The sequence below is a fragment of the Pseudomonas sp. GW821-FHT09D08 genome, assembly GCF_059416305.1.
The window spans coordinates 98268-122778 of the sequence record NZ_JBWKOX010000005.1 but is presented as its reverse complement, the minus strand read 5'-3'; the positions used below and the strand labels follow the sequence as shown (position 1 = coordinate 122778).

Sequence of the window (24511 nt, the reverse complement as noted above, 5' to 3'; positions counted from 1 at the left end):
GCCCGACCGATAGCGGTGGGCCATCAAAGATCGCCGATGATAATCAGATGCAATTGCGAGTAAAGAACATTAACTTTCTAAACATTCGCCGCGGGCAGGCGCAGGTTCATGCGCAGACCTTGAGTGCCCTGGCTGGCCCACAGCCGGCCGTGCTGCAGTTCGATGGCGCGCCGGGCGATGCTCAGGCCCAGGCCGAAACCGCTGCCCACCGTGCCATCCAGCCGCAGGTAGGCTTCGAAGATGCGCTCAAGATCGCCTTCGGCCACGCCCGGCCCCTGGTCTTCGATCACCAGCCACCAGCTGTCGCCGTCACGCTCGCCGCTCAAGCGCACCACGGCGTGTTGCGGCGAGTGGCGGATGGCATTGCGCAGGATATTTTCCAGGGCCTGGGCAAAGCTGTTGAGGTGCACGTGCACCTGGCAGGCGCTGTCCAGCTCGCAGACCAGCGCATCCACGGGCCAGCCGGTTTCGAAATGCGCGTCCTGCACCAGCGCTTCCCACACCGAGGCCACCACCACCGTTTCAGCTTCCAGGCGCGGTTTTTCGGTGTCGAGCCAGGCCAGGTTGAGGGAGTCGTCCACCAGCCGGCGCATCTCCTCCACTTCCCGTCCCAGGCGCTGCTCCAGCTGAGCCGGCGACAGGCCGATTTCACTGGCGATCTTCAAGCGTGCCAACGGTGTGCGGATTTCATGGGACAGGGTGCGCAGCAATTGCCGTTGCTGGTGCAGGCTCTGGCGCAGGCGCCCCGCCATGTGTTCGTAGGCGCGTGCCAGCTCGCCCAATTCGTCCGGGCGCTGGGTCACGCGGCTGCTGGCCAGGGGCTCGAGGTCGCCGGCACTCAAGGCGTTGGCGCGCTCACGCAGTTCGTTCAACGGCTGTACCAAATGGCGATACAGCAGCAACCCCAGGCCCAGCGCCAACAGCACCGGTACCACGCCGTGGCTCAACACATGGGTCCAGGGCGTCAGGCCCGGTGGCAACAGGCGCTCCGGCAATTGCATCACCAGCCGCCCGCGCTCGGGGTGCTGGGGGAAGGCGATGCTGACGTAGGGCAATTCATCGTCCAGGCGCTTGCTCATCGGCCAACTGAGCTTGCGCATGAAAGTCAGGTGGCCGACCTGTTCGGCCGTCAGCGGCGTGGTGCCCAGACTGTGCAAGTAGTCATCCAGCACCGCGACCCAGGTGTGCTCGCGCTGCTGCAACGCCAGTCGCCAGCGCTCCAGCGCCTGGGCATCGCCCCGGGCCGCCAGCTGTTCCGCCTCGGCGGCATACGCAGCCAGCGCGATGCGATCCGGCTGTTCCAGAAAGTAGGTGTTGCGCTCTACCTGCAAACCCCAGCTCCAGACCAGCCACACCAGCAGCAGGCAGAAGCACACTTGCAGCGCCGCCATTTTCCACAGCAGCGGATGACGGCGCGGCATCAGGCGCTGTCGCACAGCAGCACGTAGCCCTGATGGCGCACCGCGTCGATGCGAATACCCTGCACATCGATGGCCGCCAGCTTGCGGCGCAGGTTGCACACATGCACATCGAGGCCACGGTCCAGGCGGGTGTAGGGGCGATGCAGCACCTGTTGGTAGAGGAAAGCCTTGCTCAGCGTCTCGCCCCGGTGTGCGTGCAGCGTGCACAACAGACGGAATTCCGAAGCCGTCAGCCCGGCGGCGCGGCCGTTACAGGTGAAATCGCGTGCGTCGCTGTCCAGTCCCGATGTGGAATGCCGGGCGAGCGGTTTCGCGACCCCGCAATCAATCGCCACGCGACGCAGCAAGGCATCGATGCGCACATCGAGTTCCGCCAGGCTGAACGGCTTGGGCAAGTAGTCATCGGCGCCCTGGCTGAAGCCGGTGATGCGATCCTGCTCGGCGCCCAGCGCCGACATCAGGATCACCGGGGTGCCGCGCGCATGCCGCAGGCGTGCAAGGATGTTAAGGCCGCTTTCATTGGGCAGCATGATGTCCAGCAGGATCAGCTCCACCGGCGAATGCAGCGCCAGGTCCAAACCCTGGTCGCCGCACTGGGTGCTGTTCAAGGCAAAGCCGCGACGGCTCAAATGGTTGCTCAGGTGCGTGCACAGCTCCACGTCATCCTCGATGATCAGGATGCGCGGGGCCGGCGATAAGGTTGGTGCTAGATGATAAGTATTCACAATTACGTCAGTTTCGCATCCGGCGAAACATTTCGCAATGTGGTGAATCCACGCGGGATTAGGCTAAGGTGCGGCCCACGCGCCCTTTCCCTGCGAGACCTCTGCATGCGACCCCTGATCTTCGCCAGCCTGTGCCTGCTGGCAGGCTGCCAACAAACGCCGCCGGCCAACGACCAGCTCGACGCCGTACTCTGGACCCAGACCTCCATCGAACACGAGTTGATCTATCGCCAGGTGTTCGCCAACGCCACCCGCCAGCTCGACGTGGCCCTGGCCGATCCCAGCTGGGACGCGTTGCCCTTCCCGCCCCGCAACCTGAGCGGCCTGCCACCGGCGGTGGTGGTGGATATTGACGAAACCCTGCTGGACAACGTGCCGCTCAATGCCCGCGACGTCATCCATAACCAGGTGTATGGCTACGACCGCTGGAACACCTGGGTCGACCAGGCCAAGGCCCAGGCCCTTCCCGGTGCCGTGGCGTTCCTGCAAGCGGCGCAACAAAAAGGCATCACGGTTTACTACCTGACCAACCGCGAACACAGCCAGGTCGCGGCCACGGTGGCCAACCTGCGCCTGCGCGGCTTTCCCGTGGAGAGCAATCAACAGGTGCTCGCCGCCAGCACGCCTACCGGGCACTGCGAAAGCGCCGGCTACGGCAAAAACTGCCGCCGCCAATGGGTCGCCAGCCAGGCTCGCGTGCTGTTGATGGCCGGTGATTCCCTGGGGGATTTCGTCCAGGCCGAACGCAACACCCTCGAGGCCCAGCGCAAGGCCGTCGAACCCTATGTGAACTGGCTCGGGCAGCGCTGGTTTTTGCTGCCCAACCCGACTTACGGCAACTGGTACAGCGCGCCCTATGGGGACGATGAAAAGCTGCCGTTCGCGCAGAAACGCCAGCTCAAGCAGCAGGCGTTGCAGTTGCAGGAGTAACGCCGGCCTAGTGCAAGCGCCCGCCCAACGGGTACTCGACCGCCAGGCGGATCTGGTTGGCATCCAGCTCCGCCTGGGCCGCATTGCCCCGGTGCACGGCATGGCGCAGGGTAAAGGCGAGGTTTTTCGCGACACCGGACTGCACCACGTAGCGTGCTTGCAGGTCACGTTCCCAGTGCTTGCCCTCATCACCGTAGCCAAGCCATTGGTAGCCGCCGCGAGGATCCATGTGGCGGCCGTCAATGCCACTGCCACGTACATACAACGCCGCCAGGCTCAGGCCGGGCATGCCATGGCCCGCCAGGTCCAGGTCATAGCGCGCCTGCCACGAGGCCTCCCGGGGAGCGTTGAAGTCGGACAGCGCCACGGCGTTGCTCAGGTAAATCGCCCCGCGCGTCACGTAGTCGAACGGCGTGTCGCCACTGACTTTCTGATAGCCCACGCCCACACTGTGGGCACCGAACCGATAGGTCGAGAGCAGGCTCCATGTGGTGTTATCGATGCGCCCCGACAACGCCTTGCCGGTGTCCTGGGTGCGATACAGGTTCAGGTCAACGGTCAGTGCCTGGCCGGGAAACAGCGGCCGGGTGTAGACCGCCCCCAGGTAATGCTGGCGCCAGGTGTCTTCATAGACAGCACTGAACACGCTGGCGCTCAGCCCCTTGATGGCCGTATTGCGCACGCCCACCAGGTCAAAGCGATCGCCTTGTTTGCCGTTGGAATAGTTGACGACAAATCCTCGGTCATGGCTGCTGGCGTTGCGGTCGGTGCTCTCATTGAAGTGCCCGGCGAACAGGGTGGTGGCCGGCAATTCGCGGCTGGTCAGCCACCATCCCGTCGCGGTTTCGGGCAGCAAGCGGCTGTCGGACGAGGCAAACACCGGGGTTTTCACCCGCTGCTCGCCGTAGCGCAATTCGGTTGAGGAAAAACGCAGTTTGGCAACCGCACCACCGCGGCTGAACTGCTCCTTGGGGTGGCCGTCATTGTCCACCGCCAATAGCCGGGCTTTCCCGGCGCGCCCACCGCCACTGTCCAGTTGCCAGGCGGAGTAAACGTGCGCATCCAGGCCAAAACCCAGGGTGCCGGTGGTGAAACCCGAGGTGTAGTCAGCCATCAGGCCATAGGCCCATTCTTCCGCCAGGTCGCTGCGCTGGGATCGAGGTTTGTAGGCGTTGCGTGCGCCGTTGCTGAGGGCGCCATGCCGGTAGTCGCGGCGGTCGTAGACGCTGCGGTTGAGCAGGTTCCACTGGCTGTCCTCGATAAAGCCGTTGGCGGTGTCTTGTTCGGCGGCGAAGGCGAGCAGGCTCTGCCCTCCCAATGCCAATAGCAGGGTGCGGGTCGATAGCATCTTCACGGTTTGACTCCAGAACGTGTCAGGCAAAGGTGTTCCGCAGGGCGCAGAACACCGTTGGTTCCGTCAGAGGTATTTGAGCATCGCGATGTCGCGACGACGCTGCTTGAGGTCGGCGAACCAGCGTGTCGGGAAGAACAGCAACACCCCGAGTATCACGCTCCACAACCACACCATGGGCAGGTCGTCAAAACCGTAGTAGGTGCCCTGGTTGGCGCCCCAGATCGCCAGCGCGACCAGGTACATGGCCTTGAGCACGTACAGGTGCAGCAAGTAGAAAAACATCGGCGCCCCACCGTAGATCGCCAGGGTCGCAGTGGCCCAGCGGGCCTGCCACTTCTCGAACAGCGCCAACAGCAGCAGCGACAGGCCCAGGGTGGGCATCAGGAACATCAGCGACGGCGGGTATTTCTTCGCGCTCATGAAGCTCATGAAGGTGCGCAGCGCATCACCGGTCTGCACCCAGGGTTTCTCGCCATACACATTGAGGTAGCGGATAAACACGAACGCGACCAGCAGGCCTGCACCCAGCTTGACCAGGCGCGAGATACGCTCGGCCGACGGCATTGCCTTGCCAAACCACGGACCGATGCCCCAGCCCAGCAGGATCACACCGATCCACGGCAATATCGGGTACGTCGTGCGGGCGCGGGTGAATTCGGTAATGTCGATAAACACCCGCTGATGCAGGATCGACCAGGGCACGAAGAACGGCGACTCCGGCCCGACGGTCACGCCGTCGAGCAGGTTATGCCCGGCGACAATCGCCACCCCCAGCACGATCAGCCAGGCGCGTTTGAAGTGCAGCAAACCGGCAAGCACGATCATGCACAGGCCGATACACCAGATCACTTGCAGCCATAACGTCTTGGGTGGGAACTCGGCGTTCCAGGCAAAGCACACGAAGGTGATTTCCAGGAACACCAGGAACAGCCCGCGCTTGAGCAAAAACACCGAGGTTTCGCGGGCGCTGTGTTTCTGGCTGTAGAGCCAGGCCGACAAGCCCGTCAGGAAGATAAACGCCGGGGCGCAGATCTCGCTGAGCATACGGGTGAAATACAGGTCCGGGGTGACACTCAAGGCGTCGATCGGGTCGGTGACCTGCCGGTGCAGCAAGAAGGTTTCGCGCACATGGTCGATGAGCATCAACAGCATCACAAAACCACGCAGCGCATCGATAGCCAGCATGCGCGTGGCCGCCGTGACGTTCGTGCGGGCAAGCGTCGGCGCAACAGTGCCCGCCTGACCGGCCAATCCTGAAGAAAGGGTCATATCAATCACTCATGAAGGAGACAATGAATCAGGCTGACTTTTTCAGCCTGGCGACTTCCGATGCCGGCAGTTGCGACGGCGCGCGAGGTAACGGCGCCTGGCCTTGCCGGCGGTGGAACGACAACGTCGAACTGAAGCGTTTGACGTCAAACCGCTCGGGTTTACCCGCCGGATCAAGACGCTCGCCAGGGCTGTTGTCCTGGTACTCGACGGCCACCACGTAAGTGCCCTGCCAGGGCAGCGCGAAGCTGACGTTGCCGGCGGCATCGCTGCGCTGCTTGAAGACTTCACCGGAGGCGGTTTCCAGCAGAACCTCCTGGCCCGTCAGCGGCTTGCCCGCGTAGAACACCCGGAACTGCGCACCGCCCGCATCGGCAACGCCGGTGGGGACGATATCCAGGGTCAGCTCCGGGCTACGGGCCCGCAGGTCTCCGACCCAACGCGTGGCCGGGGTCCAGGCGGCTTTCAAGGTCTTGCCGCCTTCCTGCACATCGAACATCGGATAGTGCAGGTCTTGCGCCAGCAGCGAATCCTCTTGCCCGGGCTGCTCCGCCAGCAGGAACGCCTGGCGCTGCAGGCTCAGCTGCAGCGGTGCCGACCGGTCGGCCATCGACCACGCCTGGAGTTGCCTGAACCGGTCCATTCCCCCCGGCGTGACCTCCAGTACGTTCTTGTCATATTCCCCGTAGTACAAGGCCAAGGGCTGACCGGGAAGTTGTTCGTACCAAATCTGATGCGCCTCGCTGGCGGTTGCCAACATGAACGCGCCATAACCCAATAGTGCTTTTGCGTTGCTCATTCGCATTTTTTTCGCTCCGATTGGTGGTGTTCAACCCAAGGCTGTCGCGGCTGGAAAACACCGCACAACCCTGCGCTCCCTCACTCTGCGAGCATTACAGCGCAGGCCCTTTTGCGTTTTTCGCCGAATTGCGCCCACGGATCGGCGCAGACCACTGTTTAAGGGCCCGAAAAAGTGTTTTATGCGGGTTGCGTCGAGATGAGGCGTTTAGCCGAGACTACGGGGGGGCGTGTCCAATTGAGGTGCAAAAGCAGTGAGTTTTGATCGTTCCCACGCTCTGCGCAAGGCTGTGTACCTGATGTACCGAGGTGCCTGCATCGCAGGCAAGCCAGCTCCCACATTTGAACCGGTTCCCCCCATAAAGCGGGGTCAGCTGACAGACCGCCATCGGGGCATAGCTATCTACAACGTTGTAGCCGCCAACAGTAACCACGATGCGAAGCGAGCCGCCCTTGATCTTGCTTTTGATCTTGATCTTGATCTCAGGCGCCCCGTTAAACCACGCTGGCCGGAATTCGATAGTGATTTGGGGGGTAAACCGGCAGGGATGCCGGTTTAGCCGCCCCGCGCCATGGATGGCGCGTGGCGGCGGCCCCCCAAATCACTGTCGGATTACGGGCACACCGAGCCTGGGCGAGGTGCCGAGTGGTGGGGCGAAGCGTTTTGCTTACTTTTGCGCTGTTCAAAAGTGAGTCGCTGTAAGAGCGAAACCCTAAGTGGCCGTTACCGCAGCAACGGATATGTACCCGGTCCAATCCAAAAAAATGGTCGGCCCAGAGGCCGCCATCGGGGGCAAGCCCCCTCCCACAGGAAAGCGAGCGTGGGTCAGTGCCGCAGCAGTTTGCGCAACGGCACGCCATCCTTGAGCACCGGCGACTTGATCACGATGTAGCTGAAGTACTTGGAGATGCCAATGTTCTTATCCAACAGGCTCTCGACCACTTCCTGGTAGTGCTGGATGCTGCGGGTCATGAAACGCACCAGATAGTCGTAGCCACCGCTGATCAGGTGGCACTCGAGTACCTCGTCCACCAGGCGGATATTCGATTCGAACTTGGCGAAGTCTTCGCGTTTATGGTCGCTGAGGGTGATCTCGGTAAACACCGTCACCGAGTCGGTGATCTTGGCCAGGTTCAAGTGCGCCTTATAGCTGGAAATATACCCGGCCGATTCCAGCCGCTTGACCCGTTGCAGGCAGGGGCTGGCGGACAGGCCCACGGCATCGGCGAGGCTGACATTGGTCATCCGCCCGTCTTTTTGCAGTTCAACCAGAATACTGATGTCGATCCGGTCCAGCTTGACTTGCCCTTCCATCACGTACCTCTTGACTGCCGTTTGTAAGACAATCTTCTAGCAAAATCAGCGCCGTAAAGACAGCTGATGCTGCGCCACCAGATCCGCCATGCTGTTGATGCAGTACTCCGCCGCACAAGGCGAAGGCTGCCGCGCCCGGTGGCGGCCGATCAAACAGCGGTCCAACGCCCCATGTGCGCCGACCGACGGTCGCGTTACATGCAGCACCGGTTGCAGCTGCGCGCCTCGGTCCGTGAGCCATTGCGGGTCTTCGGCGAGGGAAATGAAATCTTCCGGTGCAATCCCCAATCGCTCGCACAACACCCCGCGGTCCTCGGCATCACGGTCGCCACGCACCAGCAAGCGGTAGAACTTGCGCAGGTACAGCATCGCCCCCGGCGCATCCTCGAACAACGACCAATTGCCCGCCGAACGCGCAAAGCTCATGCCCTCCTCCCAACTGGCGTGCAGCCCCCAGCTCTCGGCCAGTTGGCGATGGGCAAAACACAACACGCCACTGAAGCCCAGCTCGGCGAAACGCGGGTAGAGCCTGGCAACCTGTGTGTTGAATTCGGCCAGCACCTGATCCTTGGCCGGCTGCCCGCCACGGCTGTCGAGCAGCGGCTGCAACGCCGCCCACACCCCTGAATCGCGATCCACCAGCACTTCATCGCAATCGATCAGCAACGCTCGATAATCTGTCAGTCCCATGTGGGGTCAAGCCTCCAATGCCGCAGTTGGCCCGTAGCGGGCACAGCCTCAGTTCAAGACCCGTGCCAAGGCGCCGTCGAGGATTTCCAGCGCTTCGTCGACCTGGGCTTCGCTGGTCACCAACGGCGCGAGGAAGCGCAGCACATTGCGATGTACCCCGCACTTGATCACCAGCAAACCACCGGCCCGGGCTGCATCGATCAGGCGTTGATTGAGGTCGGCATCCGGGGTGCGGGCCGGGTCATCCTTGATCAACTCCATCGCCAACATAAAGCCGGTGCCGCGCACATCGCCGATGCGCGAGTAGCGCGCCTGCAAATCGAGCAACCCCTGGCGCAGGCGCTCGCCCAGCACTTGGCTGCGTGCCAGCAATTGCTCTTGCTCGAACGCGTCGATCACCGCCAGCGCCGCCGCACAGGCCAGCGCATTACCACCGTAGGTGCCGCCCAGCCCGCCGGGCAGCGGTGCATCCATGATCTGCGCCTTGCCGACCACGCCGGACAACGGCAAGCCGCCGGCCAGGCTCTTGGCCACGGTCACCAGGTCGGGCTGGATACCCGCGTGCTGGAAACCGAACCAGGTGCCGGTGCGACCGAAACCGGTCTGGATTTCGTCGATGATCAACACGATGCCATGCTTGTCGGCCAACGCTCGCAATGCCTGGAGAAACTCAGGGGGCGCAGTGAGGAAACCGCCATCGCCCTGCACCGGTTCGATGATGATCGCGGCCACCCGTTCCGGCGCTACCTGGGTCGCCAGCAACTCATCCAGGGCCTTGAGCGCGATGTCGCTGGTCACCCCGCGATAAGCGTTCGGGTACGGGGTATGGAACACCTCCGGCGCAAACGGCCCGAAGTTCTGCTTGTAGGGTTGGCTCATGCCGGTGAGCGTGGTGCCCAGCAATGTGCGCCCGTGGAAACCGCCACGAAAGGCGATGACCGCCGAGCGATTGGTATGGGCGCGGGCGATCTTCACCGCATTTTCCACCGCCTCGGCGCCGGAGGTGAAAAACGCCGCTTTATAGGCTTCCTGGCCGCCGATCATTTCACACAGGCGCTGGGCCAGGTCGAGGTAAGGCTGGTAGGCCACCACCTGGAAGCAGGCATGGGAAACCTTCTGCAACTGGGCCTGCACGGCGGCGACCACCTTGGGGTGGTTATGGCCGATGTTGAGCACGCCGATACCGCCGACGAAGTCCAGGTAACGCTTGCCATCCACGTCCCACAATTCGGCGCCCTGGGCGCGGTCGATCACCAGCGGGTGCGCGGTCACCAGGCCACGGGGCACGAACTGCTCGCGCTGACGGAGCAAATGAGGGGTTTCGTCGACTTTGCTATTCATGGCATTTCCCATCGTGAGTCCGGCAACCGGAAGGTGGTTGCGATGCAGTCCAGAGTACGGCCTGCGGGCAACCAACTACGCCGAACTTGCCCCGTGAGAAATTCGGATCAACTGTTTTCGCCCCGCGTTTCAACAGATCCTGCGCCGGGCTTTGGGCGATGATGATGCTTCCGTTTATTCAGCAGGAAATGCCCATGGCCTTGCTCTACAAAGCTGACCCGGTGCGCGGCCGACACTGGCAGGCACTCTTTGCCCAACACGCGCCGGACATCGAATGGCGCACCTGGCCCGACCTCGGCAACCCCGCCGAGGTCGACTACCTGGCCGCCTGGCAGGCACCGGAAGATCTGGCCCGCGTGCTGCCCAACCTGAAGGTGTTGTTCGCCCTGTCGGCCGGTGTCGATCAGTTGGACCTTGATCGCCTGCCTGCGGGCCTGCCGGTGGTGCGCCTGCTGGACCCGGGCATCACCCGCGGCATGTGCGAGTACGCCAGTTGGGCAGTGCTGAGTCTGCACCGCGACATGCTGCGCTACCGCCAGCAGCAGGTGGCGCGCTGTTGGCAGGCGCACCTGTTGCAGCCGGCTGCGAACCGGCGCGTGGGGGTGATGGGCCTGGGAGCCCAGGCCCAGCAGATCCTGGCGACCTTGGCCCCCCTGGGCTTTGCCCTGTCCGGCTGGGCGCGCAGTGCGCACCAGGTGCCGGGGGTTGAGTGTTATGCGGGGGAAGCGCAACTGCCGGCGTTTCTCAGCCAGTGCGATATTTTGCTGTGCGTGTTGCCGTTGACGGAGCAGACCCAGGGAATTCTGGACCGGCGCTTGTTTGCGCAACTGCCACGGGGGGCGGGGTTGGTGAATATGGGCCGTGGGGGGCACCTGGTTGAAGAGGATTTGCTCGAGGCGTTGGAGAGTGGGCAGTTGGGTGGGGCGGTGCTGGATGTGCTGCGGGAAGAGCCGGCGGCACCGGAGCATCCGTTCTGGGGGCATCCGCAGGTGTTGTTGACGCCGCATATTGCGGCGATGACCCAGCCGGAGAGTGCGTTTGCGGTGTTGCTGGAGAATATTCGGCGGTTTGAGCGGGGGGAGGAGATGGTGGGTGAGGTGGATCGGTTGCGGGGGTATTGAGTAGCTATTCGGTTCCAAGGCAGTCGGTTACAAGGCCGTCGGTTCCAAGCCCGCAAGAGCAGGCCAAGGTTTACCTGATGTATGCAGATCAAACGGTGGAAGGGGGCTTGCCCCCTCCCACATTTTTAACCCAGTACACCAGGCAGAACGCCGATCGGCTATAAGGCCGCCGCGCGTTGATCAATTCGCCTCAGCCAACCGCGTCGCAATTGCCAATCCCACATCCTGAGTCGATCCCCGGCCCCCCAGATCCGGCGTGACCACCCCTTCTGCAATCACCGCCTCAATCGCCCGCAATATCCCATCATGCGCGTCCCGATAACGCCCTTCCCCATTGCCCAAAAAGTCCAGCATCAATGCCCCCGACCAGATCATCGCAATCGGATTGGCAATGTTCTGCCCATAGATATCCGGCGCCGACCCATGCACCGGCTCGAACAATGACGGAAACCGCCGCTCCGGATCCAGGTTCGCCGACGGCGCGATCCCGATAGTCCCCGCACACGCCGGCCCCAGGTCCGACAGGATGTCGCCGAACAGATTCGAGGCCACCACCACATCAAAGCGGTCCGGCTGCAACACAAACCGCGCGCACAAAATATCGATGTGCTGCTTGTCCCAAGCTACCTCGGGATAGTTCGCCGCCATCAATGCCGTGCGCTCATCCCAGTAAGGCATGCTGATGGAAATCCCATTGGACTTGGTCGCCGCCGTCAGCTTCTTGCGCGGGCGGGTCTGGGCCAGGTCGAAGGCGAACTTGAGGATGCGGTCGACCCCGCGTCGAGTGAACACCGATTCCTGCAGCACGAATTCATGCTCGGTACCTTCGAACATCTTGCCGCCCACCGAGGAGTATTCGCCCTCGGTGTTTTCGCGGATCACCACAAAGTCGATGTCCCCCGGCGCGCGCCCGGCCAACGGGCACGGCACGCCGGGGAACAGGCGCACCGGACGGATGTTCACGTATTGGTCGAAGTCGCGGCGGAACTTGAGCAGCGAGCCCCACAGGGAAATATGGTCCGGGACTTTGTCGGGCCAGCCCACGGCGCCGAAGTAGATCGCGTCAAAGCCCTTGAGCTGCTCGAACCAGTCCTCGGGCATCATCTGCCCGTGTTCCAGGTAGTAATCGCAGTGGGCCCAGTCGAGCACTTCGATGCTCAGGTCCAGGTCCCAGATCCTGGCAGCCTGTTCCAGTACCCGCAGCCCTTCGGGCAGGACTTCCTTGCCGATGCCATCGCCGGCAATCGCGGCGATTCTGAATGCCTTGCTCATGGTGCATGCCTCGCAAAAATTCAGTTCAAGCCGCCGATATGGAAGGCTTTGACTTCAAGGTATTCGTCCAGGCCGTACTTGCTGCCCTCGCGTCCCAGTCCCGATTGCTTGATGCCGCCGAACGGCGCGACTTCCATCGAGATGATCCCGGTGTTGAGCCCGACCATGCCGAACTCCAGGGCCTCGCCAAAACGCCAGGAGCGCTGCAGGTCCTGGGTGAAATAGTAGGCGCCCAGGCCATACGGGGTAGCGTTGGCCAGGGCGAGGGCCTGGGCTTCGTCGGTAAAGCGCATCAGCGGTGCCACCGGGCCGAAGGTTTCTTCATTGGCCAGCAACATCCCGGCGTGGGTATCGCCGAGTACCGTGGGCTGCACGAACTGGCTGTCGCCGCCGGGGACGGCGCCGCACAGCAGCCGGGCGCCCTGGCTCAGGGCGTCGTCGATATGCCGCGCGACTTTACTCACCGCTGCGGGGTTGATCAGCGGGCCGATAGTCACGCCGTCGTCCAGGCCGTTGCCGACCTTGAGCTTGCCCACCTCTTCCACCAGCCGCGCCGCGAAACGCGCGTAGATACCGTCCTGCACCAGGATACGGTTGGCGCACACGCAGGTTTGCCCGGCGTTGCGAAACTTGCTGAGCATCACCCCGGCCACCGCCTGTTCGAGGTCGGCGTCGTCGAACACGATAAACGGCGCATTGCCGCCCAGTTCCAGGCTCAAGCGCTTGATGTGCTCGGCGCTCTGGCGCATCAACAGGCGGCCGACCGCGGTGGAGCCGGTAAAGGAAATCTTGCGCACCGCCGGGTTGCCGGTCAGCTCTTCACCAATGCCGGCGGGTAAGCCGGTGATCACATTGAACACCCCGGCCGGAATGCCGACGCGCTCGGCCAGCACCGCCAGGGCCAGGGCCGACAGCGGCGTGAGGTCCGAGGGTTTGACGATGATCGGGCAACCGGCGGCCAGCGCCGGTGCGCATTTGCGCGTGATCATCGCGTTGGGGAAATTCCATGGGGTGATGGCGGCGCATACGCCCACCGGTTGCTTGAGGGTCAGCAAACGCCGATCACCGCTGGGCGCGGGCATGGTTTCGCCGTAGACCCGGCGCGCTTCCTCGGCGAACCATTTGACGAAACCGGCACCGTAGCGCACTTCGCCACGGGCTTCGTTCAGGGGTTTGCCCTGCTCGCAGGTCATGATCAGCGCCAGGTCATCGAGGTTGTCGATCATCGCCTGGTACCAGCGCTCCAGCAGCGCCGCACGTTCGGCAGCCGGGCGTGCGCGCCAGGCAGGCCAGGCACGCTCGGCGGCTTCGATGGCGCGGCGGGTGTCCACCGCGTCCATGGCCGGCACCTGGGCAATCACGTGGCCGGTGGCCGGGTCGCGGATGTCCAGGGTGGCGCCGCCGTCGGCAGCGATCCACTGGCCATCTACGTAGGCGAGTTCAGCCAGCAGGCTGGGGTCTTGCAAGCGATTCTTGAGCATGGTCGAGTCCTGATCCGAGACACGCTCCAGTCTAGGGAGGTACCGCAAACGAGGATGCCGAAAGCGCGGTTAAAGCAGCGTGGCGTGCTGAAATTGCGCCCAGGACGGCAGGCTCTGCTAGGCCGTCAGCGAACCGAGCAAGCCTTGCAAAAAGCGCTCGCCGGCGTCCATCTGGCTGATCTCGATAAACTCGTCGGGCTTGTGCGCCTGCTCGATGGAGCCCGGCCCGCACACCACCACCGGCACGTCCAGACGCTGCTTGAACAGGCCGCCTTCGGTGCCGAACGAGACCTTGGAAGTGCCGGTGCCCGGCGCGGCGAATTGCTTGAGAAAGCGCACCGCCTCGACGCTGGGATGGGTGTCGAGGCCAGGATAGACGTTGATCGTTTCGATCTCGATGGCCGCCACGCTGGACAGCTTCTGCGCCTCACGCACGATCACCTCGGCGCGCTCGCGCATCTGCTCCAGGAACGCGTCCAGGTCGTCGGCCGGCAGGTTGCGCACTTCGAAGTCCAGGGTGCACAGGTTGGGCACGATATTCAGCGCCTTGCCGCCGATAATCTGGCCGACATGCACGGTGCTGTAGGGCACGTCATAGTCGTTGTCCTGGGCGCCATGGCGTTGCAACTGCTGCTGACTGTCACGCAGGGCGGCGATAAAGTCACAGGCCACGTGGATGGCGTTGACCGAGCGCGGCGCCAGGGATGAATGCGCCTCCTGGCCTCGGCAGTACGTGCGGTAGGAGCCCTTGCCCTTGTGGCCGAGGACAAACTGCATGTTGGTCGGCTCACCGATCACACACAGAAACGGCCGCACCGGCGCCAGGTGCAGCACGTCGAGCAAGCGCCGCACGCCGACGCAGCCGATTTCTTCGTCATGGGACAGGGCCAGTTGCAGCGGGCGGTTCAACGTGTGGTCGGCGGCATCCAGCATGGCGTCGATGGCCAGGGCGATAAAGCCCTTCATGTCGCAGCTGCCGCGCCCATAAATGCGCCCGTCCTGCACGGTGGCGGCAAAGGCGGGAAAGGTCCAGGCCTGCCCCGCCGCCGGCACCACGTCGGTGTGCCCGGACAGCAGCACGCCGGGCTGTTCCTTGGGCCCGGTGCTGGCGAACAGGTTGGCTTTCTTGCCGCTGGGGTCCTTGACGATCAGCGAGTCGATGCCCTTGCTCAGCAGCAGGTCGCGCACATACTCGATCAAGGCCATGTTCGACGCCGATGACACGGTGTCGAAGGCCATCAGCTGTTTCAGAATCTCCAATACGCGGGGTTTCATGAGGCCTGGCTCCGTTGCTCGGCAGATGGGGCGAACCGGGTGATGGAGAACGGCTCGATCGGGGTGCTGGTGCTGCCGGTGGCGAGCAGCTCGGCCATCACATCGCCGACGCCCGGGCCCAGCTGGAAACCGTGGCCGCAGAACCCGAAGGCATAGAACAGCCCGTCGACGCTGCCACTGGGGCCCATCACCGGCAGCGAGTCCGGCAGGTAGCCTTCGATGCCGCTCCACACGCGGATGATGTTCAGGTTGCCGACACCCGGCAGCAGGCGGCGCATCTGGCTGACCTGGTTGAGGATACTGCGCGGTTCCACATAGGCGCGGCGGTTGAGCATGTCCGGCTTGCTGCGGTAGCCGCCGCCGATGACGATATTGCCCCGGGGAATCTGGCGGAAGTAAATCACCTCTTCGGGCACCTTGGTGTACACGCCGATCACCGTGGGCAAGGCATACGGCACCGGCTCGGTGACGGCCATTTGCGGGCCGTGGGTGTCCAGCGGCACCGGTTCGCCGAACTGCGCCGAGAGCTTCTGGCCCCAGGCGCCGGCGGTGATCAACAGTTGCGCGGCGTGGAACTGTCGGCCATCGGTGGTGGTGACCTGAAAGTCGGCGCCGACTTTCTGCACCTCGGCCACTTCGGTGCGCTCTTCGATCTGCGCGCCCAGGCGCCGGGCGGCGCGGGCAAACGCCGGTGCGGCCAGGCGCGGGTTGGCATGGCCATCGTGGGGCGCGTAGGAGCCGCCCTTGACGTCCGGGCCGAGGAAGCCGAAGCGTTGATGCAGTTCGGCACCGCGATAAATCTTCAGGTCCAGTTGTTGCGCTTCGGGTGCGGCGGCGTAGGCCTCCAGCTCGGCGATTTCATCTTCGCGGTAACACACGCGCATATGCCCGCTGGGGATGAATTCCAGATCATCGTCGATCAGTTCCGGCAGGCGCTTCCACAGCGCCCACGAGCGGTTGGCCAGGGCCAGTTGGCCGAGGAAACGCCCTTGCCGGCGTACATTGCCGAAGTTGACGCCACTGGCGTACTGGCCGATCTGGTCGCGCTCCAGCAGGATCACCGACTGCCCGCGACGGCGCAGAAAAAACGCGGTCGCCGAGCCCATCAGCCCCCCGCCGACAATCACCACATCGGCTTTTTGCACGCTCATGACGAGACCTCCTCGGTGATCAGCATCGACAACGGTTTGACCGGCGCCTGGCCGCGCTGGCGCCCGACCGCCTGCACCGGCACGCCGGCAGCGGCGGCGATCACTTCAGCCCCGGCCTGGGAGCAGTAACGCCCCTGGCAACGGCCCATGCCCACGCGGCTGAACGCCTTGGCGCGATTGACTTCGCAGGCGCCCTTCTCTTTCACCGTGCGGCGTAACTCGCCGGCGCTGATCATCTCGCAGCGGCACACGATGGCGCTGTCCGGCAACGCCTTGGCCTGTTCGCTCGGCCACGGGAACGCCTGGGCCAGGCCCAGGCGGAATTGATCCATCACCGCCAGGGCCTGCTGTTGTTCATCCCGCAGGCCGGCGTCGACCGGTTGTTGCAGGTCTTCCAGCAGCACCAGCGCCACCAGGCGCCCGGCATGCTCGGCAGCATCGGCGCCGCGAATTTTCGCGCCGTCACCGGCCGCGTACACGCCCTTGACCGAGGTGCGTCCAGCGTCATCCGTGGCCAGCCACCATTGGCTCGATGCCTCATCGAACGCCATGCGACAGCCGGCCAGGTCACCCAGCTGGGTTTCCGGGCGCAGGTGGTAACCCAGCGCAACGGCATCGGCCTGCACCGTGACGGCCTGCCCGTTGCCGGTGGCGAAGCGCACACCGCTCACGCCATTGGCCGCGTCGCCCATCACTTGCAGCGGCTTGACCCCGAGGTGCACCGCCACCTTGGCGCGGTACAGTTGCGCCAACAGGGTGATCCCGGTGAACAGCACGCCAGGCCGCGCCAGCAGTTTGGGCAAGGCTTTCAGGCGCAGGCTCAAGGCTGAGGTGTCGAGCACCGCCGCCACGTCGGCGCCGGCCTTCACGTACTGGCTGGCGACCAGGTACAGCAACGGCCCGCTGCCCATGAACACCACGCGATGGCCGATGGACACGGCCTGGTTTTTCAAGGCGATCTGCGCCCCGCCCAGGCTGTAGGTGCCCGCCAGTTGCCAGCCCTCGATGGGCATCAGGCGGTCGGTGGCGCCGGTGCAGAGGATCAGTGCATCGTAATCCACCGTGGTGTGGCGGCCCTGGCTCACGCAGCACAGTTGCCCCGGCGTGAGGTTCCACACCAGGGTGTCGGGGCGGTAGTCGATGGCGTCGCGCAGGCGGTCGAAACTCTGGTGCAGCGCCTGGGCCTTGGCGGCCTCGCTGCCGTACAGGGTCGCGTAGTCGCGGGTGAAGCCTTCTGGCTGACGCCGGTAGATCTGGCCCCCGTCGCGGCGGTTTTCATCGATCAGGATCGGTTTGATCCCGGCCGCCAGCAGGGTTTCGGCGCAGCGCACCCCGGCCGGTCCGGCGCCCACAATAACTACCCGTGCAGTGGCCATGTCGCCTCCGGTTGTGTGGTAACGATATCCAGCCCGTCACGGACTTCATTGGAGCAGGCGCGCAGGCGTTCGCCGCTGCGGGTCCACACCCAGCAATCCTGGCACGCGCCCATCAGGCAGAAACCGGCACGGCGGCCGCTGTCGAATTCCGACTGGCGCAGCGCGTTGCCCTGGGTCAGCAGCGCAACCATCAGGGTGTCGCCCTGCAGGGCTTGGACGGCGGCGCCATCCACGGTCAGGCTGACCGTCGGCCGGCCCTGTTCGGCCAGCCTCACAAAACGCGCGTTCATGCATAGGCTCCCACAGTGAGGGTGTTGACGCCCTGCTGGGTATCCAGCAAGTGGGCGCTGTCGTGGTGGCAAAGGATTTCACCACCGTCGTCAAGGCGACGGCGCGGCGGCGCGGTGCGGTTGCACAGGCCGTCGACGCGCACCGGGCAGCGATTGAGGAAGGTGCACAGTTCCGCCCCATTGGCCCGCTCGCCGAGCGCCGGCAGCGTGTCGCCTGCAGTACCGCAGGTTTCCAGCCAGCCCTGGCGCAACTCGGGCACCGAGTGAATCAACAGGTCGGTGTAAGGATGGAACGGCGGCTCGGCAAACGCCTGGCGACTGCCGGCCTGGACCTTGCGGCCGCTGTACATCACCACGATGTCATCGCACAGCGCGCGCACGGTGGAAATGTCATGGCTGATAAACAGGTACGACACCCCCAGTTGCTGGCGCAGGTCGCGCAGCAGTTCGAGAATCGCCGCACCCACCACGGTGTCGAGGGCCGAGGTCACTTCGTCGCAGAGGATCAGGTCGGGCTTGGCCGCCAGCGCGCGGGCCAGGTTGACCCGCTGCTTTTGCCCGCCGGACAGCTCATTCGGGCGCCGTTCGGCGAGGTCCCGGGGCAGGCGCACCAGGTCGAGCAGTTCACCGATCCGGGCTTGCAGCGCCGCGCCCTTGAGGCCGAAATACATTTTCAACGGCCGACCGATGATGGCCGCCACGCTGTGCATCGGGTTGAGCGCGGTGTCGGCGTTCTGGAACACCATCTGGATCCGCCGGAATTGTTCCGGGGTGCGCTCGGCGAGGCTGCCGCCCAAGGGTTGCCCATCGAAGGCCAGGCCGCCGAGGGCCGGGGTCAGCAACCCCGCCACCACCCGGGCCAGGGTGGACTTGCCCGAGCCCGACTCGCCGATCACGCCGATGGCCTGGCCACGGCGCACGGTGAGGTCGATGTCTTCCAATACCCGAATCGACGGCATGCCGTGCAGGTTCTTGTTGCCGTAGCCGGCGGTGAGGCCGGTGATGGTCAGCAGCGGTACCTCCCCGGCGACGCCGCAGGGCGGGCGAATGCTGCTGTCGGGCCGTGCGGCGGCTAGCAGGCTGCGGGTATAGGCGTGAGCCGGGGCATTGAGCAGCGGCGCCGTGGCGCTCTGTTCGAGGATTTGCCCGCCGTTGAGCACCACGATCTGGTCGGCCATTTGCGCCACCACCGCGAGGTCGTGGGACACGTACACCGCCGTGGCACCGCGCTCGCGCACCACGCGTTTGAAGGCACGCAGCACGTCGATCTGGGTGGTCACGTCCAGGGCGGTGGTCGGCTCGTCGAGCACCACCAGCAGCGGATCGCTGATCAGCGCCATCGCCGCCATCACCCGTTGCAGTTGCCCGCCGGAGACCTGGTGCGGGTAGCGTTGGCCGATGCGTTCCGGGCCTGGCAGCGCCAGGTCGCGGAACAGGCCGATAGCCTTGGCGTACAGCTCGGCCCGAGTACCCAGGCCATGGATCAGTGCGCCTTCGATGACCTGGTCGATGAGTCTTTTCGCCGGGTTGAACGCGGCGGCGGCACTTTGCGCGATATAGGACACACGGTTGCCGCGCAGGCCTTGCAGTTGGTGTTCGCCCAGGGCGAGCATGTCGTGCTCGCCGACCTGCACCACACCGCCGGACAGCCGACACCCGCGCCGTGCATACCCCAGCAAGGCCAGGGCGATAGTGGTCTTGCCCGAGCCGGACTCGCCGATCAACGCCAGCACTTCACCTTGTTTCAGGGCAAAGCTCACGCCCTTGACGATTTCCACCTCACCGCGTTCGCCACAGGCGACCACGCGCAGGTCTTCGACGCGAATCAATTCAGTCATTTCAATGGCCTCCCGTGCGTCGACTGCGTCGCGAGGACAGATAGTCGATCAGCAGATTCACGCCGATGGTCAGCGTGCCGATGGCCAGCGCCGGAAGGATGATGGCCAGCGCGCCCTGGTTAAGGCCACCGATGTTTTCCCGCACCAGCGAGCCGAGGTCGGCATCCGGCGGTTGCACGCCCAGGCCAAGAAAACTCATGCCGCTGAGCAACAGCACGATGTAGCCGAAACGCAGCCCCAGGTCGGTCAGGACCGGGTTGAGCATGTTCGGCAGGATCTCCACGCACGCCACGTACAGCCGGCGCTCGCCACGGGTACGCGCGACCTGCACGTACTCCAGGGCTTCAATGTTGACCGCCATGCTGCGGGCGACGCGGAAGGAGCCGGGGATATAACTGATCACGGCCGTACAGATCAGCAATGTCACCGATGAGCCAAACGCCGAGACCATGATCAGCGCGAGCATTTTGCTCGGGATCGAAATAAAGGCGTCCATGATGCGGCTGATGATTTCGTCCAGCCACTTGGGCGAGACCACCGACAACAGCGCGCAGCCGGTGCCGAAGGTGCTGGCCAGCAACGCCGCCACCAGCGCCAGCCCGACAGTAAAGCGCGCGCCCACCAGCACCCGGCTGAGCATGTCGCGGCCCAGGTAATCGGTGCCGAATGGATGCGCGAGGCTGAAGCCTTCGAAGATGTTATCGGACACCACCTCCCCCACCGGATGGGGCGCCAGCCACGGGCCGAGCAGCGCCACCAGCAGCCAGGCGACACACACCACGCCGCCCAGCAGCCCCAGCCACGACGGGCCGCTGGACACCTTGGCGAGTGCCAGGGCGGAGGAGACAGGCTTGGATTTCGCAATGAGGTTGTTCATTGGTTTCTCAGCCTCGGATTGGACAGGATCGCGCACAGGTCGGCGAGCAGCACCAGGCCCAGGTACGCCGCGCAGAACAACATGGTGCACGCCTGCACCAGCGCCATGTCGCGGTTGGTCACGGCATCGACCATCAAACTGGCAATGCCGGGGTAGTTGAAAATGGTTTCGACGATCACCACCCCGCCCAACAGGTACGACAGGCTCAGGGCAATGGCATTGGCAATCGGCCCGATCGCATTGGGCAAGGCATGGCGCAGCACGATGCGGATCGGGCTGACGCCCTTGAGGTGGGCCATTTCCACATAGGGACTGTCGAGCTGGTCGATCACGGCGGCGCGGGTCATGCGCGCCATTTGCGCAACGATCACGCAGCACAGCGTCATCACCGGCAAGGCATAGGTGCGCAGAAATTGCAGCGGTGAACTGATGTCGCTGGCATACGAGAGAGCCGACAACCAACCGAGGTTGACCGCAAAGATCAGCACCGCCAGGGTCGCCACCAGGAATTCCGGCACCGCGACCATCGCCAGGGTGATAAAGCTCAGGCAGCTGTCGATGCGCCCGCCCCGGCCCATCGCCGAGCCGATGCCGAGCACCAGTGCCACCGGCACCGAGACCAGCGCGGTGGCGCCCGCCAGCATCAGGGTGTTGGGCACCCGGCCCGCCATCAGTTCACCCACCGGCATGGCGTTGGAGACCGATACGCCCATGTCGCCGCTGAGCAGGCTCATCAACCAGTGCAGGTACCGCAACACACCGGGCTGGTCCAACCCCAGTTTCAGGCGCAGGGCCGCCACCTGTTCAGGGGTCGCGAACTGGCCCAGGGATTGTTGCGCCGCGTCCCCCGGCAGTACCGCCGTGATCGCGAACACGACCATGGACACGATCAACAAGGTCAAGGCCCCGGCGCCGAAGCGCCGGCCGATCAACCACAGTGTATTGCTATTCATCCCACCACCCTCCTCAAGCGTCCAACCACACCTGCTCGGCAAACATGTAGCCCATGAAACCGCCCAGTGGGTTGCTGTCGTAGCCTTTGATACGCTGGTCGACGCCGTCGATATTGCTGATGAACACCGGCACGCCGATGCCGCAGTGGTCGTGCACCAGGACCTGCATGTCGCCATACATTTTGGCGCGCTTGGCGTCGTCGGTTTCGCCACGGGCCAGCATCAGCAACTGGTCGAATTGCTCGTTCTGCCAGCCGGACTCGTTCCACGGCGCCTTGGACTGGAAGAACTGCGAGAACATCACGTCGGCATTCGGCCGGGGGTTGATGTTGCCGAAGCTCAGCGGGTGCTTCATCCAGTGGTTGGACCAGTAGCCGTCGCTCGGCAGGCGGTTCACGTCGAGCTTGAGCCCGGCCTGCTTGGCCGACTGCTGCAACAGCACGGCGATGTCCACCGAGCCGGTGGCGGCAGGCGAGGCCATCACGGGCATGGTGATGCTTTCCATGCCGGCTTTCTTCAGCAGGAACCTGGCTTTTTCCGGGTCGTAGACCGTCTGCGGCAAGTCGGTGTTGAAGTAGCGCGAACCCGGCGCAATCGGGTGGTCGTTGCCCACCACCGCAAAGCCACGGAACACCGCGGACTTGACCTGTTCACGGTCGAGCAGCAGCTTCATGGCCTGGGTGAATTCCGGGCTTTTGCCGGGCAGTTGGTCCTGGCGAATGATCAGGTCAGTGTAGTTGCCCGACGGTGCGTCGACCACGCGATGCTTGGCGCTGGCCTTGATGCGCGTGGTGGAGCGCGGGTTGACCTCGTTGATCATGTGCACGTCGCCCGACAGCAGTGCATTGACCCGCGATGGCTCGTCGGCAATCGCGATGAACTCGATCTCATCGAGGTACGGCAGGCCCGGTTTCCAGTAGTTCTTGTTGCGCACCGCAATCGAACGCACGCCGGGCTTGAACTCGCCCACGGTGAACGGTCCGGTGCCGATGCCTTTACTGAAGTCGCTGGTGCCCTCGGGGACGATCAACAGGTGTGACACCGCGAGGATCGACGGCAATTCGGCGTTGGCCGCGCTGAGGCGGATCTGCACTTCGTTCGGCCCGCTGGCCTTGATCTCGGCGAACTGCTCCATCAGCGGCATGACCTTGGAACCGGTCAGCGGGTCTTTGTGGCGATTCAGGGAGAACACCACGTCGGCGGCGGTCAGGGCCTTGCCGTTGTGGAAGGTCACGTCCTTGCGCAGGGTAATGGTCCAGACGGTGGCGTCGGTGTTGTCGATGCGCTCGGCCAGTTCCAGTTGCGGCACCAGGTGCTTATCGAAGCGGGTCAGGCCGTTGTAGAACATGTAGTGGCGCACATAGTCGGTGGACAGCGCGCCCTTGGCCGGGTCGAGGGTATCTGCGGTGGAGCTGGACATGCCGGCCACGCGGATCCTGCCGCCTGGCTTGCCTTTGCCGGCCACGGCGGCCTCGTCGGCGAACAGCTTGCCGGCGGCACCGAACAGGCTGCCCGCACCGGCGGCGGCGACACCGGCCACACCGAGCATTTGCAGGGCGTTGCGGCGCGACATGCCACGATTGAGACGTTCGAACACCCGCAGGCTGTCCTGGCCGGAGATGAGTTCGGGGGTGTTTTTGTTGTCAGTCATAGCAAGGCTACCTGTCGATAATCGGAAGAATCGAGTGCTCACGGATGTCCGGAGCGTCCTGGAAACACAAACGACGGTGACGCAACAACGGCAACTCAGTGCAAATAGTCCTGGAAGCGGTAGTAAGCCCCCACGAACGGCAGGAACCACGGCTTGCCGAAATGCCCGGGAATCGCCGGCCATTCCAGTTCGCGCCAGGGGTTGGCCGCGGTATTGCCGGCCATGACCTCGGCCATCACCTGGCCCATGTGCACCGACATCTGCACGCCATGGCCGCTGTAGCCCATGGAGTGGAACACGCCGCCATGCTGGCCGGCGCGGGGCAGGCGGTCGGACGTCATGTCCACCAGGCCACCCCAGCAGTAGTCGATCTTCACGTGCGCCAACTGCGGGAACATGTTCAGCATCGCCGCTTGCAGTACCTTGCCGCTCTTGGCGTCGGAGACGCTGTCGGACATGGCAAACCGCGCACGCCCGCCAAACAGCAGGCGGTTGTCCGGGGTCAGGCGAAAGTAGTTGCCGATCATGCGGCTGGTCACATAGGCGCGATGTTGCGGCAGCAACTGGTCGATCAGCGTCTGGGACAAGACTTCGGTGGCGATGACAAAACTGCCCACCGGCACAATCCTGCGACGGTACCAACCCAGGTCGCCATGCTGGCAGGCACCGGTTGCCAGCAGGACTTGCCCGGCGTGCAGTGAACCCTTGGCGGTGTTGACCTGGTAGCCGCCGGCCTGGGCCTGCCAATCCTTGACCTGGGTGTGCTCGTAAATCATCGCGCCGCGCCGCACCGCCGCTTCGGCCAGGCCGACCCCGAAGCGGCCGACGTGCATCTGCACGCCGTTGCGCTGCAGCAGGCCGCCATGAAACTGCGCCGAATTGACCTCAGCACGGGTCTGTTCGGCACTGAGCAGCTCGACCTCGGCATCCACCTCCTGGCGGATCAGCTCGCAGGTGCGGGCCAGGCCTTCGTAGTGCATCGGCTTGGCCGCCAGCTTGAGCTTGCCGTTGCGCACCAGGTCGCAGGTGATCCCTTCCTGCTCGACCAGTGACACCACCGTCTGCACGGCACTTTCATAGGCCTTGTAGTAGGCGCGCGCCCTGGCGGCACCGAGGCTGGCGTGCAACCCGGCGTAATCCTGGGCCACCCCGGTATTGCACTGCCCACCGTTGCGCCCCGAGGCCTCACCGATCACCCGCCCGGCGTCGAGCACCACCACGCTGGCGCCCTTGAGCGCCAACGCCCGCGCTGCCGCCAGGCCGGTGAACCCACCGCCGACCACAGCCACATCGACCTGGCCGGGCAAATCACCCAGCCGGGCACCGGTAAACGCCGGTGCGGTGTCGAGCCAATAGGATTCGCTGCCCATGTCTTGCCCTCAG

Annotated in this window: 21 protein-coding genes; 2 read left to right on the top strand and 19 right to left on the bottom strand. The window is 64.2% G+C overall.

What is annotated here, in order from left to right:
* Nucleotides 1-77 precede the first annotated feature (77 nt).
* Complete coding sequence (locus tag AC07OP_RS12040) at nt 78-1421, bottom strand: HAMP domain-containing sensor histidine kinase (RefSeq protein ID WP_495101792.1); 1344 nt, start codon at nt 1419-1421, stop codon at nt 78-80.
* Nucleotides 1421-2146: a response regulator transcription factor gene (locus AC07OP_RS12035; RefSeq protein ID WP_108574170.1), complete on the bottom strand. Its 726-nt coding sequence runs from the start codon at nt 2144-2146 to the stop codon at nt 1421-1423. Before AC07OP_RS12035 ends, AC07OP_RS12040 begins: the two co-directional genes overlap by 1 nt.
* Nucleotides 2147-2251: 105 nt before the next feature.
* Between AC07OP_RS12035 and AC07OP_RS12030 the strand changes: the two genes are divergently transcribed.
* Complete coding sequence (locus AC07OP_RS12030) at nt 2252-3076, top strand: 5'-nucleotidase, lipoprotein e(P4) family (protein ID WP_495101793.1); 825 nt, start codon at nt 2252-2254, stop codon at nt 3074-3076.
* A gap of 7 nt (nt 3077-3083) precedes the next feature.
* Here AC07OP_RS12030 and AC07OP_RS12025 read toward each other — a convergent pair whose 3' ends face one another.
* From AC07OP_RS12025 to gabT, 6 genes are all read right to left on the bottom strand, one after another.
* A complete protein-coding gene (locus tag AC07OP_RS12025; protein ID WP_495101806.1) occupies nt 3084-4424 on the bottom strand; it encodes an OprD family porin in 1341 nt (446 codons plus the stop codon).
* A 69-nt stretch (nt 4425-4493) separates the two neighbouring features.
* Entirely contained in the window at nt 4494-5699 is a 1206-nt protein-coding gene (locus AC07OP_RS12020; protein ID WP_495101794.1) for an acetyltransferase domain-containing protein, read from the bottom strand.
* A gap of 28 nt (nt 5700-5727) precedes the next feature.
* Nucleotides 5728-6498, bottom strand: a complete 771-nt coding sequence (locus AC07OP_RS12015) for a DUF4198 domain-containing protein (RefSeq protein WP_495101795.1) — start codon at nt 6496-6498, stop codon at nt 5728-5730.
* Between the two features lie 825 nt (nt 6499-7323).
* Nucleotides 7324-7812, bottom strand: coding sequence for an Lrp/AsnC family transcriptional regulator (locus AC07OP_RS12010; RefSeq protein WP_010449292.1), 489 nt, complete (start codon nt 7810-7812; stop codon nt 7324-7326).
* Between the two features lie 45 nt (nt 7813-7857).
* Entirely contained in the window at nt 7858-8502 is a 645-nt protein-coding gene (locus tag AC07OP_RS12005; RefSeq protein WP_065940268.1) for an HAD family hydrolase, read from the bottom strand.
* Between the two features lie 48 nt (nt 8503-8550).
* Entirely contained in the window at nt 8551-9843 is a 1293-nt protein-coding gene (gabT, locus tag AC07OP_RS12000; protein WP_495101796.1) for a 4-aminobutyrate--2-oxoglutarate transaminase, read from the bottom strand.
* 194 nt (nt 9844-10037) lie between these two features.
* Here gabT and AC07OP_RS11995 point away from each other — a divergent pair, with 194 nt between their 5' ends.
* Nucleotides 10038-10964, top strand: coding sequence for a 2-hydroxyacid dehydrogenase (locus AC07OP_RS11995; protein ID WP_495101797.1), 927 nt, complete (start codon nt 10038-10040; stop codon nt 10962-10964).
* Between the two features lie 180 nt (nt 10965-11144).
* On the opposite strand, the gene AC07OP_RS11990 is transcribed toward AC07OP_RS11995, so the two are convergent.
* The 11 genes from AC07OP_RS11990 to AC07OP_RS11940 all read right to left on the bottom strand — a co-directional run bounded on the left by AC07OP_RS11990 (nt 11145) and on the right by AC07OP_RS11940 (nt 24498).
* On the bottom strand, nt 11145-12236 hold the full coding sequence (locus AC07OP_RS11990) for a tartrate dehydrogenase (protein WP_115486993.1): 1092 nt from the start codon (nt 12234-12236) through the stop codon (nt 11145-11147).
* Between the two features lie 20 nt (nt 12237-12256).
* On the bottom strand, nt 12257-13717 hold the full coding sequence (locus AC07OP_RS11985) for an NAD-dependent succinate-semialdehyde dehydrogenase (protein WP_495101798.1): 1461 nt from the start codon (nt 13715-13717) through the stop codon (nt 12257-12259).
* 117 nt (nt 13718-13834) lie between these two features.
* Nucleotides 13835-14992: an acetylornithine deacetylase gene (gene argE, locus AC07OP_RS11980; protein ID WP_115486991.1), complete on the bottom strand. Its 1158-nt coding sequence runs from the start codon at nt 14990-14992 to the stop codon at nt 13835-13837.
* Nucleotides 14989-16143 (bottom strand): NAD(P)/FAD-dependent oxidoreductase, encoded by a 1155-nt coding sequence (locus AC07OP_RS11975; protein WP_495101799.1) that lies wholly within the window; start codon nt 16141-16143, stop codon nt 14989-14991. Before AC07OP_RS11975 ends, argE begins: the two co-directional genes overlap by 4 nt.
* Nucleotides 16140-17519 (bottom strand): FAD/NAD(P)-dependent oxidoreductase, encoded by a 1380-nt coding sequence (locus tag AC07OP_RS11970; RefSeq protein WP_495101800.1) that lies wholly within the window; start codon nt 17517-17519, stop codon nt 16140-16142. Before AC07OP_RS11970 ends, AC07OP_RS11975 begins: the two co-directional genes overlap by 4 nt.
* On the bottom strand, nt 17501-17809 hold the full coding sequence (locus AC07OP_RS11965; RefSeq protein WP_065940275.1) for a (2Fe-2S)-binding protein: 309 nt from the start codon (nt 17807-17809) through the stop codon (nt 17501-17503). The genes AC07OP_RS11970 and AC07OP_RS11965 overlap by 19 nt, the downstream gene beginning before the upstream one ends.
* Nucleotides 17806-19647, bottom strand: coding sequence for an ABC transporter ATP-binding protein (locus AC07OP_RS11960; RefSeq protein WP_495101801.1), 1842 nt, complete (start codon nt 19645-19647; stop codon nt 17806-17808). The genes AC07OP_RS11965 and AC07OP_RS11960 overlap by 4 nt, the downstream gene beginning before the upstream one ends.
* A gap of 1 nt (nt 19648) precedes the next feature.
* Nucleotides 19649-20524, bottom strand: a complete 876-nt coding sequence (locus AC07OP_RS11955) for an ABC transporter permease (RefSeq protein WP_027607459.1) — start codon at nt 20522-20524, stop codon at nt 19649-19651.
* Complete coding sequence (locus AC07OP_RS11950) at nt 20521-21477, bottom strand: ABC transporter permease (protein WP_495101802.1); 957 nt, start codon at nt 21475-21477, stop codon at nt 20521-20523. Before AC07OP_RS11950 ends, AC07OP_RS11955 begins: the two co-directional genes overlap by 4 nt.
* Before the next feature lie 13 nt (nt 21478-21490).
* The gene (locus AC07OP_RS11945) at nt 21491-23128 is read right to left on the bottom strand and encodes an ABC transporter substrate-binding protein (protein WP_495101803.1); all 1638 of its coding nucleotides are present in this window, start codon (nt 23126-23128) and stop codon (nt 21491-21493) included.
* A gap of 95 nt (nt 23129-23223) precedes the next feature.
* The gene (locus tag AC07OP_RS11940; protein WP_495101804.1) at nt 23224-24498 is read right to left on the bottom strand and encodes an NAD(P)/FAD-dependent oxidoreductase; all 1275 of its coding nucleotides are present in this window, start codon (nt 24496-24498) and stop codon (nt 23224-23226) included.
* Nucleotides 24499-24511: the final 13 nt, after the last annotated feature.

Coding starts and splice junctions, on each gene's coding strand:
- AC07OP_RS12040 (WP_495101792.1), bottom strand. CDS start 1,421: ATGCCGCGCCGTCATCCGCTGCTGTGGAAAATGGCGGCGCTGCAAGTG.
- AC07OP_RS12030 (WP_495101793.1), top strand. CDS start 2,252: ATGCGACCCCTGATCTTCGCCAGCCTGTGCCTGCTGGCAGGCTGCCAA.
- AC07OP_RS12025 (WP_495101806.1), bottom strand. CDS start 4,424: ATGCTATCGACCCGCACCCTGCTATTGGCATTGGGAGGGCAGAGCCTG.
- AC07OP_RS12020 (WP_495101794.1), bottom strand. CDS start 5,699: ATGACCCTTTCTTCAGGATTGGCCGGTCAGGCGGGCACTGTTGCGCCG.
- AC07OP_RS12015 (WP_495101795.1), bottom strand. CDS start 6,498: ATGAGCAACGCAAAAGCACTATTGGGTTATGGCGCGTTCATGTTGGCA.
- AC07OP_RS12010 (WP_010449292.1), bottom strand. CDS start 7,812: ATGGAAGGGCAAGTCAAGCTGGACCGGATCGACATCAGTATTCTGGTT.
- AC07OP_RS12005 (WP_065940268.1), bottom strand. CDS start 8,502: ATGGGACTGACAGATTATCGAGCGTTGCTGATCGATTGCGATGAAGTG.
- gabT (WP_495101796.1), bottom strand. CDS start 9,843: ATGAATAGCAAAGTCGACGAAACCCCTCATTTGCTCCGTCAGCGCGAG.
- AC07OP_RS11995 (WP_495101797.1), top strand. CDS start 10,038: ATGGCCTTGCTCTACAAAGCTGACCCGGTGCGCGGCCGACACTGGCAG.
- AC07OP_RS11990 (WP_115486993.1), bottom strand. CDS start 12,236: ATGAGCAAGGCATTCAGAATCGCCGCGATTGCCGGCGATGGCATCGGC.
- AC07OP_RS11985 (WP_495101798.1), bottom strand. CDS start 13,717: ATGCTCAAGAATCGCTTGCAAGACCCCAGCCTGCTGGCTGAACTCGCC.
- argE (WP_115486991.1), bottom strand. CDS start 14,992: ATGAAACCCCGCGTATTGGAGATTCTGAAACAGCTGATGGCCTTCGAC.
- AC07OP_RS11975 (WP_495101799.1), bottom strand. CDS start 16,143: ATGAGCGTGCAAAAAGCCGATGTGGTGATTGTCGGCGGGGGGCTGATG.
- AC07OP_RS11970 (WP_495101800.1), bottom strand. CDS start 17,519: ATGGCCACTGCACGGGTAGTTATTGTGGGCGCCGGACCGGCCGGGGTG.
- AC07OP_RS11965 (WP_065940275.1), bottom strand. CDS start 17,809: ATGAACGCGCGTTTTGTGAGGCTGGCCGAACAGGGCCGGCCGACGGTC.
- AC07OP_RS11960 (WP_495101801.1), bottom strand. CDS start 19,647: ATGACTGAATTGATTCGCGTCGAAGACCTGCGCGTGGTCGCCTGTGGC.
- AC07OP_RS11955 (WP_027607459.1), bottom strand. CDS start 20,524: ATGAACAACCTCATTGCGAAATCCAAGCCTGTCTCCTCCGCCCTGGCA.
- AC07OP_RS11950 (WP_495101802.1), bottom strand. CDS start 21,477: ATGAATAGCAATACACTGTGGTTGATCGGCCGGCGCTTCGGCGCCGGG.
- AC07OP_RS11945 (WP_495101803.1), bottom strand. CDS start 23,128: ATGACTGACAACAAAAACACCCCCGAACTCATCTCCGGCCAGGACAGC.
- AC07OP_RS11940 (WP_495101804.1), bottom strand. CDS start 24,498: ATGGGCAGCGAATCCTATTGGCTCGACACCGCACCGGCGTTTACCGGT.